Source organism: Enterobacter sp. JBIWA005 (genome assembly GCF_019968805.1).
Lineage (GTDB): Bacteria > Pseudomonadota > Gammaproteobacteria > Enterobacterales > Enterobacteriaceae > Enterobacter > Enterobacter vonholyi.
Window position 1 is genome coordinate 876,522 of record NZ_CP074159.1, and the last position, 14,565, is coordinate 891,086.

Genomic DNA, 14,565 nt, shown 5'->3' on the forward strand with positions numbered 1-14,565 from the left:
GGTGTTTTGATGAAACCGGCAAGGATACCTCAGACTGTCGCAGCACCGGAACGTTGGGCGGAATTGCCCTGGGGTGAATATTATCGCGAAGCGTTAGAACAACAGCTGAAGCCCTGGCTCGCGAAAATGTATGGCTTTCACCTGCTTAAGATTGGCAATCTCAGCGCGGAAATCAATACCGAAAGCTGCGCTATCTCGCATCAGGTCAACGTCTCTCTCGGCGGATCGCCGGTTCAGGTAAAAGCAGATCCGTTGCATCTGCCGTTTGCGGAAAAATCCGTTGATGCGTGTTTACTCGCTCACACGCTGCCCTGGTGCAGCGATCCGCATCGTCTGCTTCGTGAAGCCGATCGCGTGCTTATTGATGACGGCTGGCTGGTACTTAGCGGATTCAATCCGTTAAGCCTGATGGGTCTGCGTAAGCTGGTGCCGGTGCTACGCAGGAATCCACCTTACAACAGCCGGATGTTCACCATGATGCGCCAGCTCGACTGGCTGTCACTGCTGAACTTTGAAGTGCTCTGCTACGGTGGTTTTCAGGTGCTGCCCTGGGCGCGGCAGGGTGGCGTGGTGCTGAGCACCCATCTCCCCGCCCTGGGCTGTTTGCAGTTTATCGTCGCGCGTAAGCGAACCATTCCCCTTACGCTTAACCCCATGAAGCAGAGCAAATCGAAAACGCCCATCCGCCAGACCGTCGGCGCCACGCGGCAATACAAAAAGCCGTGATCAGGATTCGGGCTGATAGCCTGCATCTTCATGTGCAGGATTGGATGCCGCAGCACGCGCCAGTTCGTCGCAGCGTTCGTTTTCCGGGTGGCCTGCGTGGCCTTTAACCCACTCCCATTTAATCTGGTGCTGACCCAGCGCAGCATCAAGACGTTTCCAGAGATCGACGTTCTTGACCGGTTTCTTATCGGCGGTTTTCCAGCCGCGTTTTTTCCAGTTATGGATCCACTGGGTGATCCCCTGACGCACGTACTGACTGTCGGTACTTAACACCACGTCACAATGTTCTTTTAATGCCTCCAGCGCCACGATGGCCGCCATCAACTCCATCCGGTTGTTGGTGGTCAGAAAATAGCCTTCACTAAAGGTTTTTTCGTGCTGGCGATAGCGCATAATCGCGCCGTAGCCGCCGGGCCCTGGGTTACCGAGACAAGATCCATCGGTGAAAATTTCTACCTGTTTACGCATCTCTGGTAGACTTCCTGTATTCGAAACGTTCAGTTAAACGATAAGTCTGACATAAATGACCGCTATGAGCACTGCAATTACTCGCCAGATCGTCCTCGATACCGAAACCACCGGTATGAACCAGATCGGCGCGCACTACGAAGGGCATAAGATCATCGAGATCGGCGCCGTTGAAGTGGTGAACCGTCGTCTAACGGGGAACAACTTCCACGTTTACCTCAAGCCCGATCGGCTGGTGGACCCCGAAGCGTTCGGCGTTCACGGGATTGCCGATGAGTTCTTGCTGGATAAGCCGACGTTTGCTGATGTCGCTGATGAGTTCCTGGAATACATCAGGGGCGCTGAGCTTGTCATCCATAACGCCTCGTTCGATATCGGCTTTATGGACTATGAATTCAGCAAGCTTAATCGTGATATCCCGAAGACGAACACCTTCTGTAAGGTAACAGACAGTCTGGCGCTGGCAAGGAAGATGTTCCCCGGCAAGCGTAACAGCCTGGATGCACTCTGCTCGCGCTACGAGATAGACAATACCAAGCGAACGCTCCACGGGGCGTTGCTCGATGCCCAGATCCTGGCCGATGTCTATCTGACGATGACAGGCGGGCAGACGTCAATGAAGTTCAGTATGGAAAATGAGTCGCAGCAGACGCAGGGTGAAGCGGGCATTCAGCGTGTTGTTCGTCAGGCCAGTCGGTTGCGGGTTGTTTTAGCCAGTGATGAAGAGCTGCTTAACCACGAATCCCGTCTTGATCTGGTGCAGAAGAAGGGCGGCAGCTGTCTGTGGCGTGCCTGAAAAAGCGCCGGAATGCCTGTAAAATCATCGGTTGGGCGATTTTTGCAGCAAACGATTCAAAACGTGAGAAAAAGCGTTGACGAGATCGGAGGCGCACCGTAATATGCGCCTCGTTCCCCAAACGGGAACAGTGGAGCGGTAGTTCAGTCGGTTAGAATACCTGCCTGTCACGCAGGGGGTCGCGGGTTCGAGTCCCGTCCGTTCCGCCAATATTCAGAAGGCCTGAATCAGAAATGATTCAGGCCTTCGTCGTTTCAGCGTTCTGTAATCTTATCATCTCTCTCGCTGTTAACAATAAGTTAATATCTATAGTGCAATTAATTAACAATTGCACGAATGTAGTGCATTATTCGCACTGTTGTTGTGCATTTTGCCACCATGCCTCTCTTCAGACCTCATTCAGAATGTGTCTTTCTGTAAAAATAATTCACGCAGAATCATTTGGTTATCTCCCGCGCCCCAAAAAAAGACCGAACCAATTCAGTATTGGTTTGTTTATTGCTTAATCATTAGCACGATAAGCGTCATTCCATATCAATAACTTATCGTTAATAAAAATAAAATCATGATGAAAGCGAGCGAACCAATATGGAAAAACCGTCACGGTTTCTGGCCAATTCCAGCACCGCGCTTGAGCAGTTGCGCGGGCTTATCAACCAGCACGAGTCAACACCAGGCATACCGCTGCCCACGGAACGTGAGCTGTCGGACACACTCGGCGTAGGACGACGTGAAGTGCGTCGTGCGCTGGATGTGCTGGAAGAAGAGGGGCGCATCTGGCGTAAGCAGGGCAAAGGGACCTTTATTGGCCCGGCGGCACCTGTTGAACCGCTGGCCCTTCAGGGACTGGTGCAGCAGACCAACCTTCTGGAAGTGATGGAAGCTCGTCTACAGCTCGAACCCGGCTTAGCCCGGCTTGCGGCACTGCGTGCCACCAGGGAAAACCTCGCGCTCATGCAGCGCATGCTGGAACGCATCGACAAGGTCAGCCCGGACGACCGCGATCTCAACGAACTCTGGGACAGCGCTTTTCACCGGGCGATTGCCGAGGCTGCGGGCAACCGTCTGATGCTCGGCCTGTTTGATGCCATTGATGCCGTTCGGCGCGAACCGGGCTGGCAGCATCTGCGTGAATTAGCCCGCACGCCCGAACGTGTCGACAGCTATAACGACCACCACCATAAGATCATGTCTGCGATTATCCATCGCCAGCCTAATGAAGCCGCGGCCGCCATGCGCGAACACCTGCTCAACCTGCAAACCGCCCTGATTCAGGCGATCCACCTTGAGGACGACTTCACGCCATGACGACAATCCCCTTTAAGGACGCAACGCCCGTATTGCGAGTGCAAAACCTCAACGTTACGTTTGCTGGCTCGCCGGTTAGCGTGCTTGACGGTATCTCGCTGACCGTCAGGGCGGGCGAAACGCTGGCGCTGGTGGGAGAATCCGGCTGCGGGAAAAGTATCACCTCACTGGCGCTGATGGGGTTATTGCCTGCCAGCGCACGGATCGTCAGCGGGGAGATGCTGTTTCGCCGCCACGATCTGCGCAAGCTCTCGCCGCGGGAATATGCCGACCTGCGCGGCAGCGAGCTGGCGATGGTTTTTCAGGAGCCGATGACCTCGCTCAATCCGACATTTACGCTGGGGGATCAGCTGAGCGAAGCGGTTATGCGACACCAGAACGTCTCGCGCGCAGAGGCGATGAAGGTCGCGCTGCAGATCCTCGAGAAAGTGCAGATCCCGGCGGCAGAGATGCGTCTCAAGGCTTATCCTCACCAGCTTTCCGGCGGCATGCGCCAGCGGGTGATGATTGCAATGGCGCTGATTAACCACCCCAAACTGCTGATTGCCGACGAACCGACCACTGCGCTCGACGTCACCATCCAGGCGCAAATCCTCGCCTTGCTCAACACCTTAAAAGAGGAAACCGGCACGGCGGTACTGATGATCACCCACGATTTGGGCGTGGTGGCAGAAGTCGCCCAGCAGGTAGCGGTGATGTATGCCGGACAGGTAGTGGAGCAGGGGAGCGTGGAGGCGATATTTGCCGATCCGCAGCATCCGTACACCATCGGCCTGATGGGCTCGATTCCCTCCCTTGGCGCACGCAAGGGCCAGCTCTCCACCATTCCCGGCGCGGTCCCGCTCCCGGAATCCATGCCGCAAGGCTGCCGTTTTGCGACGCGCTGTCCGTTTGCGCAGTCGCGCTGCCATGATGAAAAACCGCAGCTCACCACGCTCGGCGCGGGCCATCGGGTCGCCTGCTTCCGCGTGCCGCTCGAACATCACATTGCCCTGGGAGAGACCGCATGACCACGCCCATACTTGAAGCCCGTGACCTCAGCAAGCTTTTCCCTGGCCCCAAAAAGCTCTTTAATCCGGCACGGTTTGTCACGGCGGTCGATCGCGTGTCGCTTGCCGTCATGCCGGGCGAAACGCTGGCGATTGTCGGCGAGTCCGGCTCCGGAAAATCCACGCTTGGCCGTCTGCTGCTGCGCCTGCTGGCCGCCAGCGAAGGGCGCGTGTTTTATCAGGGGGAAGAGATCACCCACGCCTCGGGCGCGCGCCTCAATCAGCTCCGCCGCGAGCTGCAGATCATCTTTCAGGATCCCTTCGCGTCCCTGAACCCACGCATGACGGTGGAGCAGATCGTCGGTGAGCCGCTGTGGCTGCACCAGAATATGAAGAAAGCGGACCGTCAGTACCGCGTCGCCGAACTGCTTAAGACCGTAGGCTTGCCTGCCGCCTGGGCCGGGCGCTATCCGCACGAGTTTTCCGGCGGGCAACGCCAGCGTATCGGCATTGCGCGCGCGCTGGCCTCGGGACCGAAGCTGCTGCTGGGGGATGAGCCGGTTTCCGCGCTGGACGTCTCCGTCCAGGCGCAGGTGGTTAACCTGCTGGAGAGCCTGAAGAACCAGCTGGGGCTGACGATGGTGATTGTCGCCCACGGTCTGGCGGTGATCCGCCACATGAGCGATCGCGTGGCAGTCATGTATCTCGGGCAAATCGTCGAGCTTGCCACCGTTGACGAGATTTTTGACGCGCCGCTGCACCCCTATACTCAGGCGCTGATCGCCTCGGCGCCGCAGATGCAGCCGGGCACTGAACGCGACGCACCGCTGCTGCAGGGGGATCTGCCCAACCCGGCCAGCCCGCCGTCCGGCTGTCGTTTCCACACCCGCTGCCCGTACGTCACCGACGAATGCCGCCAGGTTGAGCCGATCAATCAGGTGCTCGACGGTGGACGTCAGGTTGCCTGCCATCGCTGGCAGGAGATCAACCGCGATCGCAGCGTTATTCAGATCGCACCGCCATCCGCCGCTTTTCTGCGCCGCCGCGCGCTGTTTGAACACGCGGTTACCCACTCGTCCCTTCCTTCAAGGAACTCATGATAATGACAATCCGTAATTCTCTTTTGACCGTACTGGGAAGCGTTATGTTGCTTGGCGCGGCGCTGCCCGCCCATTCTGAAAGCGTGCTTCGTATTGGCCTCGGGGCAGACCCGGACATGCTCGACCCGCATCTGGCGCGTACCTACTATGGCCGCTTCGTCTTTGCCTCCCTGTGCGACAGGCTGGTGGACGTGGATGAAAACCTGAAGGTCGTCCCCGGCCTGGCCAAAGACTGGGCGTGGAGTGACGATGGTAAAACCCTGACGCTCAATCTGCGCGAAGGCGTCACCTTCCACGACGGTGAGAAATTCGATGCTGCCGCGGCAAAATACAACCTCGACCGCGCCCTGACCTTAAAAGGCTCTCTGCGTAAAAGCGAGATCTCCTCCGTTGAATCGTTAGAGGTCACCGGCCCGATGCAGATTGCGCTGCACCTGAAAACGCCTGATGCCGCGCTGCTGATGCAGCTCACCGACCGCGCGGGCGCGATGATGGCCCCTGAGGCGGCGAAAAAGCCTGACTTTGCCGCCCATCCTGTCTGTTCTGGCCCGTATAAATTCGACAGCCGCGTGTCCCAGGACCGCATCGTTTTGAGCCGCTTCGACAACTACTGGAACAAAGACGCCTACCACTTCGACAAAATTATCTATCTGCCGATCCCTGATGCCTCCGTGCGTCTGGCGAACCTGCGCGCGGGGGATCTCGATCTGACCGAAGGCATCGCCGCCAGCGACGTGAAAACCGTCGAAGCCGACAGCAAGCTGGCGCTGGCGAAGGTAACTGGCCTGGGCTATCAGGGCATTACCTTCAACATCAACAACGGCAAGGTGCCGGCCAACGATCCGTTCAAGGACGCCCGCGTGCGCGAGGCGTTTTCTCAGGCCATCGACCGTGATGCGTTAAACCAGGTGGTCTTTGAAGGGCTGTATACGCCAGCCAACCAGGCGTTTTCACCGGTGAGTCCGTATCACGTCAACCTGCCGGTCCCGCCGCGTGACGTCGACAAGGCCAAAGCCCTGCTCAAAGCGGCAGGCGTCACCGCGCCGCTGACCGTCAACCTGCTGGTGCCGAACAACCCAACCTCGCAGCAGGTGGGGCAGGTGTTGCAGGCGATGGTCGCCGAGGCGGGCTTTAACCTGAACCTGCAGATGACCGAATTCGCCACGCTGCTGGACCGCCAGCAGAGCGGGGATTATCAGCTGAGCTTCTCCGGCTGGTCGGGACGCCCGGATCCGGACGGCAGCATCTACGGCTTTATCAACAGCAAAGGCACGCTTAACGACGGTCGCTACAGCAACGCGCAGGTCGATGAGTGGCTGATCCAGGCGCGCCAGAGCACCGACCAGGCCGCGCGCCAGCCGCTGTACGACAAGGTGGTGAAGCAGCTGCAAACGGATATGCCGATTGCCTATCTCTATTTCGAGCCGCGTATTTTTGGCCTGAACAAAAGTGTGCAGGGCTTTAAGCCATACCCGGACGGCATCGTGCGTCTGGCGGGTTTGACGCTGGCGAAATAAAGGTCCTGAGGAGAACCCATGCTGGAACTGATTTGCAAACGTCTGCTGCTGGCCGTCCCGACGCTATTGCTGGTGAGCATGATGGTGTTCGGGCTGCAAAAGCTGCTGCCCGGCGACCCGCTGATTGCAATGGCCGGTGAGGAACGCGATCCGGCGGTGATCGCCCAGCTGCGCGCGGAGCTGAACCTGGATGCGCCGATCCCGGTTCAGTATTTCCACTGGCTGACGCGGGCGCTGCAGGGCGATCTGGGCGTTTCCTTGCGCACGCACGAGCCGGTGACCGAGCTTATCGCCAGCAAGCTGCCGGTTACGCTGGAGCTGTCGCTGCTGGCGATGATTATTGCGCTGGTGTTTGGCATCAGCATGGGGATCCTCGCGGCGGTGAACAAAAACAGCTGGGTCGATCACGGGGCGAACTTCGTGGCGATCTCGGGGATCTCGATCCCGCACTTCTGGCTGGGGATCCTGCTGATTCTGGTCTTTTCGGTAAACCTGCAGTGGCTCCCCGCGTCCGGCTATGTGCCGTTCAGTGAAGATCCGCTCCAGAACCTGCGCACGCTGCTGCTCCCCGCATCCGTGCTCGGAACGGGTCTCGCGGCAACGCTGATGCGCCACACCCGCGCCTCGATGATTGCCGTGCTGAAGGCGGACTATATCCGCACCGCGCGGGCGAAAGGGCTACTGCCGAAAGCGGTGATCCTGAAGCACGCCTTTCGCAACGCGCTGGTGCCGGTAATCACCCTCACCACGCTGCTGTTCGGCGAGCTGCTGGGCGGCGCGGTGCTGACCGAGCAGGTTTTCACCATTCCGGGCTTCGGCAAGATGATCGTTGACTCGGTTTTCAACCGTGACTACGCGGTGGTGCAGGGCGTGGTGCTGATTGTGGCAATCGGCTTCCTGATGCTCAACCTGCTGGCGGACGTGCTCTACGTCCTTATCAATCCGAAAATGCGAGGGTAACCATGGCGGAACTGACGACGCAAACCGTTGTGCCCGCGCTGCCGCGGGCGCAAAACCGGGTGCTGAAGAAATTCCTCGGCAATAAAAGCGCGGTGATCGGTGCGGTGGTGGTGGGTTTCTTTGTGCTGGTGGCGCTGCTGGCGCCGTGGATCGCCCCGTTCGATCCGGTTAAAGCTAACTTCCTGGCGGTGCGCAAAGCGCCGTCGGCGATGTACTGGTTCGGCACCGACGAGCTGGGGCGCGACATTCTATCCCGCATTATCTGGGGGGCTCGCACCTCGCTGATGGCGGGCTGTATGTCGGTCGTTATCGCGGTGGTTATCGGCGTGCCGCTGGGGTTGGTGGCGGGCTACTTCCAGAAGATGTGGGACGGCGTGATCTCGCGGTTTATCGAGGCGCTGCTGGCGTGTCCGTTCCTGATCATGGCGATCGCGCTGGGGGCGTTTTTGGGCCCGAGCCTGACGAACGCCATGATCGCCATCGGTCTTTCGGCGATGCCGATCTTCGCCCGCCTTACGCGCGGTCAGGTGATCGCTATTCGCAACGAAGAGTATATCGACGGCGCGCGGGCGATTGGCCTGCCGGATCGCTGGATCATCATCAAATACGTCCTGCCCAACGTGATGTCGCCGATCCTGGTGCAGGCCACGCTGGCGATTGCCTCAGCGATTATCGCCGAAGCCAGCCTGTCGTTTTTAGGGCTGGGGCAGCAGCCACCCAATCCGTCCTGGGGGTCCATGCTCAATACCGCGAAAGGTTTCCTTGAGCAGGCGCCGTGGATGTCCGTTTTCCCCGGCGTGGCGATTTTCCTTGCCGTGCAGGGCTTTAATTTACTTGGCGACGGGCTGCGCGATGCGCTCGATCCGCGCCACGACTAAGGAGTCATGATGACCAAAGCGCTTGATTTTACGTCCGGTTACGCTTCACGCCGCCCGCCGATGATGGGCCATAATGCTGTTGCCACGTCGCAACCCCTGGCGGCGCAGGCGGGGATGAAGATGCTGCAGCTGGGCGGCAACGCCGTTGATGCGGCCATTGCCACCGCGATGGCGCTGACTGTGGTAGAGCCGACTGGTAACGGGATCGGCAGCGACGCCTTTGCCATCGTCTGGGACGGCGAAAAGCTGCACGGCCTGAACGCGTCCGGTCGTTCGCCTGCGAGCTGGCATGCGGATCTGTTTGCCGGTAAAACCGCGGTGCCGGAAATCGGCTGGGACGCGGTGACCGTGCCGGGGGCGGTATCCGGCTGGGTCGCGCTGGCGGAACGCTTCGGCACGCTGCCGCTGACCACGCTGGCGCAGCCCGCCATTGACTACGCGCGCAACGGTTTCCCGGTTTCCCCGCTGATTGGCCATCTCTGGCAGCGCGGCTATAGCAAGCTGAAAGATCAGCCGGGCTTCAGCGCCTGCTTCGCGCCGGAAGGCCGCGCCCCGCGCGTGGGGGAAATCTTCCGTAACCCGGCGCAGGCGAACTCGCTGGAGCTGATCGCCCGCACCAACGGCGAAGCATTTTACCGCGGCGAGCTGGCGCAGAAAATTGCTGCCTTCGCCAAAGAACATGGCGCGCACCTGACGGCCGAGGATCTGGCGAGCCATCGCGTGGACTGGGTAGAGCTGCTGTCGCGCGACTTCGCGGGCGGTTCGGTGCAGGAGCTGCCGCCAAACGGCCAGGGGATCGCCACGCTGATTGCGCTCGGCATTCTTGAGCAGTGCGGCATTGAGAAGCATCATCCGGATTCCGTGCAGTCCCTGCACCTGTCCATTGAGGCGATGAAGCTGGCGCTGGCGGATCTCGACCGCTACGTGGCGGATGAAGACCATATGGCGTTCGCGGCGAAAGAGCTGCTGAGCGACCATTATCTGAAGTCACGCGCGGCGCTTATCGATCATGACAAGGCGTCCGATTTTGTCTACGGTTCCCCGACCCAGAGCGGCACGGTCTACATCAGCAGCGCGGACGCCAGCGGAATGATGGTCTCGTTTATTCAGTCCAACTATATGGGCTTTGGAGCAGGCATCGTGGTGCCTGACACCGGCATCAGCCTGCAAAACCGGGGCTGTGGTTTTTCGCTTGATCCCAGTCACCCGAACGCGCTGGCGGGCAGCAAGCGCCCGTTCCACACCATCATTCCGGGCTTTGCGATGGACGGCAACGGCCAGCCGCTGATGTCCTTCGGCGTGATGGGCGGCCCGATGCAGGCGCAGGGGCACATGCAGATGGCGCTGCGCATTATGCTGCACGGGCAAAACCCGCAGGCGGCAATCGACGCCCCGCGCTGGCGCGTGGTGCAGGGCAGGGAGGTGATCGTTGAATCGACGTTCGATCGCAATACGATTGCCGCCCTGCGCGAGCGCGGACATCAGATCGTGGTGGAAGATCCGCTTCAGGATTACAACTTCGGTGGCGCGCAGGTAATTTACCGCCTGCCGGAAGGACACTACGTGGCCGCGACGGAAAGCCGCAAGGACGGGCAGGCGCTGGTGAGTTAATATTTTATCCTACCTCTCCCTTTGGGAGAGGGGCGGGGTGAGGGGATAATTTCACTCAATGCTAAACGGATCCGCATCCTGCCACGCCGGGAACTTCTCCCGATACTCCTTCAGCGCCGTCAACGACAGTTCGGCATCAATGCGCGTTGCCTGGTGCGGCTCGGCGGTGGCGATGATCTCGCCCTGCGGGTTCACCACCCGGCTGTCGCCGCGATAGTGATGCCCGTTGCCGTCCGTCCCCACGCGGTTGCAGCCCACCACGTACGCCTGGTTCTCAATCGCGCGCGCCACCAGAAGCGACTGCCAGTGCAGGGAGCGCGGTGCAGGCCAGTTGGCAACATACAGCGCCAGGTCGTAATCGTTGCGGTTACGCGACCACACCGGGAAACGCAGGTCGTAGCAGACCAGCGGCAAAATACGCCAGCCGCGCCATTCAAACACCACGCGCTCGTTACCGGCTTCATAGTGATGATGCTCATCCGCCATGCGGAACAGGTGGCGTTTATCGTAGAAATGCACTTTCCCTTCCGGCTCCACCAGCAGGAAGCGGTTCACCGGCCCGCGTTCGGTCTGCAGAGCGGCGCTTCCGGCAATCAGCGCGTTGGTCTGCTGCGCTTTGGCATGCATCCAGGCGACCACCTCATCCTGAGGCATTGACTGTTTTGCCGCTTCCATGGCGAAGCCGGTGGTGAACATTTCCGGCAGGACAATCACATCACGCCCGGTAATGCCTTCCAGTTGACGATCAAAGTGGCGCAGGTTGGCGGGGCCATCCATCCACACTAAAGGTTGCTGCAAAATAGAAATCTTCAGACCAGGCACAATTCAGACTCCTCAAACGACCACTTTTTGACACTGTAGCACGACATAACGAGAAAATGTGGCAATAAAAAACCCCGCGCGAGGCGGGGTTTGTATAAGCGAAACGCGTTATGCCGCTTCAGGTTTGCGGTGCTTCTCCGGCAGCTTTACCGGCTGCGTCGCCAGTTCGTCCGGTTCGAAATCATCCACGTTAATGCTGCGCAGACGGCTCTCTTCGGCTTTCACCAGCAGAGCGGCTTCATCTTTATTGATAATACCGCCTGCGAGTGCCTGTTTTGCCAGTTCGTCCAGACGAGTAAACGGCAGGTTTTTGCCCAACTGTTTACAGATCTTCTGATGAATCGGGTCGGCAGCCATCACGTCCAGCAGCGCCTCTTCCAGCAGACCCACCGGGTTATGCTGCGTCGGTGCCAGATACTGACCGCGACCGATGCGGGAGCGGGTTGCGCTCGGAACCTGTAGGATCTTCGCAACCTTGTGGTCCAGCTTGTCGGACGGCGCCAGATGGTGACGACCGGTCGGGAAGATCACCGCGCGCAGGGCACCCGCCACGAAGCGGTTCGGGAAGTTTGCCAGCAGATCGTCAATCGCCTGTTCAGCCTGATACATCGCATCCTGAACGCCCCAGTGTACCAGCGGCAGATCCGCTTCCTGACGGCCTTCATCGTCGTAGCGCTTCAGGACCGCCGAGGCCAGGAAGATCTGGCTCAACACATCGCCCAGACGGGCAGAGATACGCTCGCGACGCTTCAGGCTGCCGCCCAGCACCGCCATGGAGACGTCAGACAGCAGGGCCAGGTTGGCGCTCAGACGGTTCAGATGCTGGTAATAACGTTTGGTTGCATCGCCGGTTGGCGTGGCGCTGGTAAGACCGCGCGTCAGGCCCAGCCAGAAGCTACGTGCCTTGTTGCTGCCCACGTGACCGATATGTTTGAACAGCAGCTTATCGAAGGCATCCACGTCGTTGTTCTGCGCAGCGGCCATCTCTTCCAGCACGTACGGATGGCAGCGAATTGCGCCCTGACCGAAGATCATCATGCTGCGGGTCAGGATGTTTGCCCCTTCCACGGTGATGGCAATCGGTGCGCCCTGATAGCCGCGCGCCAGGAAGTTGCCTTCGCCGAGCATAATGCCTTTACCGCCCGCGATATCCATCGCGTCAATAATTGACTGCTGCGCGCGGTGGGTACAGTGGTACTTCACAATGGCGGACAGCACGGCCGGTTTCTCGCCCAGCATAATGCCGTAGGTAATCAGCGTGGCGGCGGCGTCCATCACGTAGGCGTTGCCCGCGATACGCGCCAGCGGCTCTTCGATACCTTCCATCTTGCCGATGGAAATTTTGAACTGACGGCGGATGTGGGCGTAGGCACCAATCCCCATCGCCACAGACTTCAGACCGCCGGTTGAGTTCGACGGCAGGGTAATGCCGCGACCCACAGACAGACATTCTACCAGCATACGCCAGCCCTGACCGGCCATTTTCGGACCACCGATGATGTAGTCAATCGGTACAAAGATATCCTGGCCGCGTGTCGGACCGTTCTGGAACGGTACGTTCAGCGGGAAGTGACGACGACCAATTTCAACGCCTGGGGTAGAGGTTGGGATCAGCGCACAGGTAATGCCCAGATCTTCTTCGCCGCCCAGCAGTCTTTCCGGATCAGAGAGCTTAAAGGCCAGACCCAGCACGGTGGCGATAGGCGCCAGGGTGATATAACGTTTGTTCCAGGTCAGGCGCATGCCGAGTACCTGCTCGCCCTGCCACTCGCCCATGCAGACCACGCCGGTATCCGGGATCGCGCCCGCATCGGAGCCCGCTTCCGGGCTGGTCAGCGCGAAGCAAGGGATTTCCTGACCGCGTGCCAGACGCGGCAGGTAGTGATCTTTCTGCTCTTCAGTACCGTAATGCTGCAGCAGTTCGCCCGGGCCTAAGGAGTTAGGCACGCCAACGGTAATCGCCAGGATCCCGGAGACGCCCGCCAGCTTTTGCAGGACGCGGGCCTGAGCGTAGGCGGAGAACTCCAGGCCGCCGTACTCTTTCTTGATGATCATCGCGAAGAAGCGATGCTCTTTCAGGTACGCCCACAGTTCCGGCGGCAGGTCGGCCATTTCATGGGTGATGGCAAAGTCGTTCGCCATACGGCACGCTTCTTCCACCGGGCCGTCAATAAAGGCCTGTTCTTCAGCGGTCAGGCGCGGCTGCGGATAGTTATGCAGCTTTTTCCAGTCCGGGTTGCCCTGGAACAGATCGCCTTCCCACCAGGTGGTGCCTGCGTCAATCGCTTCTTTCTCGGTACGCGACATTGGCGGCATCACTTTGCGGAAGCCTTTGAACACCGGCGCAGAGATCATTGATTTACGCATCGGGGCAAAGTTAAACGGCAGAAGAATGATGGCAAGAGGGACTAAAAGCCAGATATTCCAGAGGCCTGAGACGCCAAGCGCAGCAGTCCAGGCCAGAAGAATCAGGCTGCTCAGGAATAAACTCACACGGTGATAGAACAACACACCGAGCAGAACAACGGTTGCGAGAATGCTCAAAATCATCATAAAGAAAAGCTCCCTTGCTTGTAGGAGGTCTGACCACTTGTGATGATATGGTTGTAGTTGATGTGAATTCCTTTAGCAATGTGTTTACAAAATAATTACAACCTGGTTCACATTGTTCGTGTTTTAGCCGGCACAAAAAATCAAAACGCCGGACGAATCGCATGGCTTTAGCTTCTCGCTTTTCCCGCTATCCGGTACACTCCACTGTGTTATTTCATCAATACTGAAGGATTATCCTCATGTACCAGGATCTTATTCGTAACGAACTGAACGAAGCGGCGGAAACGCTGGCTAACTTTCTGAAAGATGATGCCAATATTCACGCTATTCAGCGCGCAGCGGTCCTGCTGGCCGACAGCTTCAAAGCGGGTGGCAAAGTGCTCTCCTGCGGTAACGGCGGCTCTCACTGTGACGCGATGCACTTCGCAGAAGAGCTGACCGGACGCTATCGCGAAAACCGTCCAGGCTACCCGGCGATTGCGATTTCCGACGTGAGCCATATCTCCTGCGTGGGCAACGACTTCGGTTACGATCACATCTTCTCCCGCTATGTCGAAGCGGTAGGCCGTGAAGGCGACGTGCTGCTGGGGATTTCGACCTCCGGTAACTCCGGCAACGTGATCAAAGCGATCGCCGCCGCGCGTGAAAAAGGGATGAAAGTCATCACCCTGACAGGTAAAGATGGCGGTAAGATGGACGGTACGGCGGATGTCGAAATTCGCGTTCCGCACTTCGGTTATGCTGACCGCATTCAGGAAATTCACATCAAAGTGATCCACATCCTGATCCAGCTGATCGAAAAAGAGATGGCTAAGTAAGACTTCGCTGGGGGCATTC

Annotated in this window: 13 protein-coding genes and 1 tRNA gene; 11 read left to right on the forward strand and 3 right to left on the reverse strand. The window is 58.8% G+C overall.

What is annotated here, in order from left to right; genetic code table 11:
* Positions 1-9: 9 nt before the first annotated feature.
* Positions 10-726, forward strand: a complete 717-nt coding sequence (locus KGP22_RS04105; protein ID WP_115874289.1) for a class I SAM-dependent methyltransferase — start codon at positions 10-12, stop codon at positions 724-726.
* On the opposite strand, the gene rnhA is transcribed toward KGP22_RS04105, so the two are convergent.
* Positions 727-1,194 carry a ribonuclease HI gene (gene rnhA, locus KGP22_RS04110; protein ID WP_010426635.1) on the reverse strand — a complete coding sequence of 156 codons (468 nt, stop codon included), beginning with the start codon at positions 1,192-1,194 and terminating at the stop codon, positions 727-729.
* Between the two features lie 64 nt (positions 1,195-1,258).
* On the opposite strand from rnhA, the gene dnaQ reads away from it, so the two are divergent.
* From dnaQ to KGP22_RS04155, 9 genes are all read left to right on the forward strand, one after another.
* Positions 1,259-1,990, forward strand: coding sequence for a DNA polymerase III subunit epsilon (gene dnaQ, locus KGP22_RS04115; protein ID WP_025912581.1), 732 nt, complete (start codon positions 1,259-1,261; stop codon positions 1,988-1,990).
* A gap of 132 nt (positions 1,991-2,122) precedes the next feature.
* Positions 2,123-2,199, forward strand: a tRNA-Asp gene (locus KGP22_RS04120).
* Between the two features lie 379 nt (positions 2,200-2,578).
* Positions 2,579-3,298, forward strand: a complete 720-nt coding sequence (locus KGP22_RS04125; RefSeq protein WP_111965869.1) for an FCD domain-containing protein — start codon at positions 2,579-2,581, stop codon at positions 3,296-3,298.
* Positions 3,295-4,308 (forward strand): ABC transporter ATP-binding protein, encoded by a 1,014-nt coding sequence (locus KGP22_RS04130; protein ID WP_223581300.1) that lies wholly within the window; start codon positions 3,295-3,297, stop codon positions 4,306-4,308. The genes KGP22_RS04125 and KGP22_RS04130 overlap by 4 nt, the downstream gene beginning before the upstream one ends.
* The gene (locus KGP22_RS04135; RefSeq protein ID WP_223581302.1) at positions 4,305-5,387 is read left to right on the forward strand and encodes an oligopeptide/dipeptide ABC transporter ATP-binding protein; all 1,083 of its coding nucleotides are present in this window, start codon (positions 4,305-4,307) and stop codon (positions 5,385-5,387) included. Before KGP22_RS04130 ends, KGP22_RS04135 begins: the two co-directional genes overlap by 4 nt.
* A gap of 2 nt (positions 5,388-5,389) precedes the next feature.
* Positions 5,390-6,904 carry an ABC transporter substrate-binding protein gene (locus KGP22_RS04140; protein ID WP_223581304.1) on the forward strand — a complete coding sequence of 505 codons (1,515 nt, stop codon included), beginning with the start codon at positions 5,390-5,392 and terminating at the stop codon, positions 6,902-6,904.
* Between the two features lie 18 nt (positions 6,905-6,922).
* Positions 6,923-7,864: an ABC transporter permease gene (locus KGP22_RS04145; protein WP_223581306.1), complete on the forward strand. Its 942-nt coding sequence runs from the start codon at positions 6,923-6,925 to the stop codon at positions 7,862-7,864.
* A 2-nt stretch (positions 7,865-7,866) separates the two neighbouring features.
* On the forward strand, positions 7,867-8,742 hold the full coding sequence (locus tag KGP22_RS04150; protein ID WP_111965866.1) for an ABC transporter permease: 876 nt from the start codon (positions 7,867-7,869) through the stop codon (positions 8,740-8,742).
* Positions 8,743-8,751: 9 nt separating this feature from the next.
* Positions 8,752-10,353 (forward strand): gamma-glutamyltransferase family protein, encoded by a 1,602-nt coding sequence (locus KGP22_RS04155; RefSeq protein WP_223582378.1) that lies wholly within the window; start codon positions 8,752-8,754, stop codon positions 10,351-10,353.
* A 51-nt stretch (positions 10,354-10,404) separates the two neighbouring features.
* Here KGP22_RS04155 and KGP22_RS04160 read toward each other — a convergent pair whose 3' ends face one another.
* Positions 10,405-11,175, reverse strand: a complete 771-nt coding sequence (locus KGP22_RS04160; protein WP_111965864.1) for an amidohydrolase — start codon at positions 11,173-11,175, stop codon at positions 10,405-10,407.
* Positions 11,176-11,283: 108 nt separating this feature from the next.
* Complete coding sequence (fadE, locus tag KGP22_RS04165; RefSeq protein ID WP_223581309.1) at positions 11,284-13,728, reverse strand: acyl-CoA dehydrogenase FadE; 2,445 nt, start codon at positions 13,726-13,728, stop codon at positions 11,284-11,286.
* A 239-nt stretch (positions 13,729-13,967) separates the two neighbouring features.
* Between fadE and lpcA the strand changes: the two genes are divergently transcribed.
* Positions 13,968-14,546: a D-sedoheptulose 7-phosphate isomerase gene (lpcA, locus tag KGP22_RS04170; RefSeq protein ID WP_021242877.1), complete on the forward strand. Its 579-nt coding sequence runs from the start codon at positions 13,968-13,970 to the stop codon at positions 14,544-14,546.
* Positions 14,547-14,565 lie beyond the last annotated feature (19 nt).

Coding starts and splice junctions, on each gene's coding strand:
- KGP22_RS04105 (WP_115874289.1), top strand. CDS start 10: ATGAAACCGGCAAGGATACCTCAGACTGTCGCAGCACCGGAACGTTGG.
- rnhA (WP_010426635.1), bottom strand. CDS start 1,194: ATGCGTAAACAGGTAGAAATTTTCACCGATGGATCTTGTCTCGGTAAC.
- dnaQ (WP_025912581.1), top strand. CDS start 1,259: ATGAGCACTGCAATTACTCGCCAGATCGTCCTCGATACCGAAACCACC.
- KGP22_RS04125 (WP_111965869.1), top strand. CDS start 2,579: ATGGAAAAACCGTCACGGTTTCTGGCCAATTCCAGCACCGCGCTTGAG.
- KGP22_RS04130 (WP_223581300.1), top strand. CDS start 3,295: ATGACGACAATCCCCTTTAAGGACGCAACGCCCGTATTGCGAGTGCAA.
- KGP22_RS04135 (WP_223581302.1), top strand. CDS start 4,305: ATGACCACGCCCATACTTGAAGCCCGTGACCTCAGCAAGCTTTTCCCT.
- KGP22_RS04140 (WP_223581304.1), top strand. CDS start 5,390: ATGACAATCCGTAATTCTCTTTTGACCGTACTGGGAAGCGTTATGTTG.
- KGP22_RS04145 (WP_223581306.1), top strand. CDS start 6,923: ATGCTGGAACTGATTTGCAAACGTCTGCTGCTGGCCGTCCCGACGCTA.
- KGP22_RS04150 (WP_111965866.1), top strand. CDS start 7,867: ATGGCGGAACTGACGACGCAAACCGTTGTGCCCGCGCTGCCGCGGGCG.
- KGP22_RS04155 (WP_223582378.1), top strand. CDS start 8,752: ATGACCAAAGCGCTTGATTTTACGTCCGGTTACGCTTCACGCCGCCCG.
- fadE (WP_223581309.1), bottom strand. CDS start 13,728: ATGATGATTTTGAGCATTCTCGCAACCGTTGTTCTGCTCGGTGTGTTG.
- lpcA (WP_021242877.1), top strand. CDS start 13,968: ATGTACCAGGATCTTATTCGTAACGAACTGAACGAAGCGGCGGAAACG.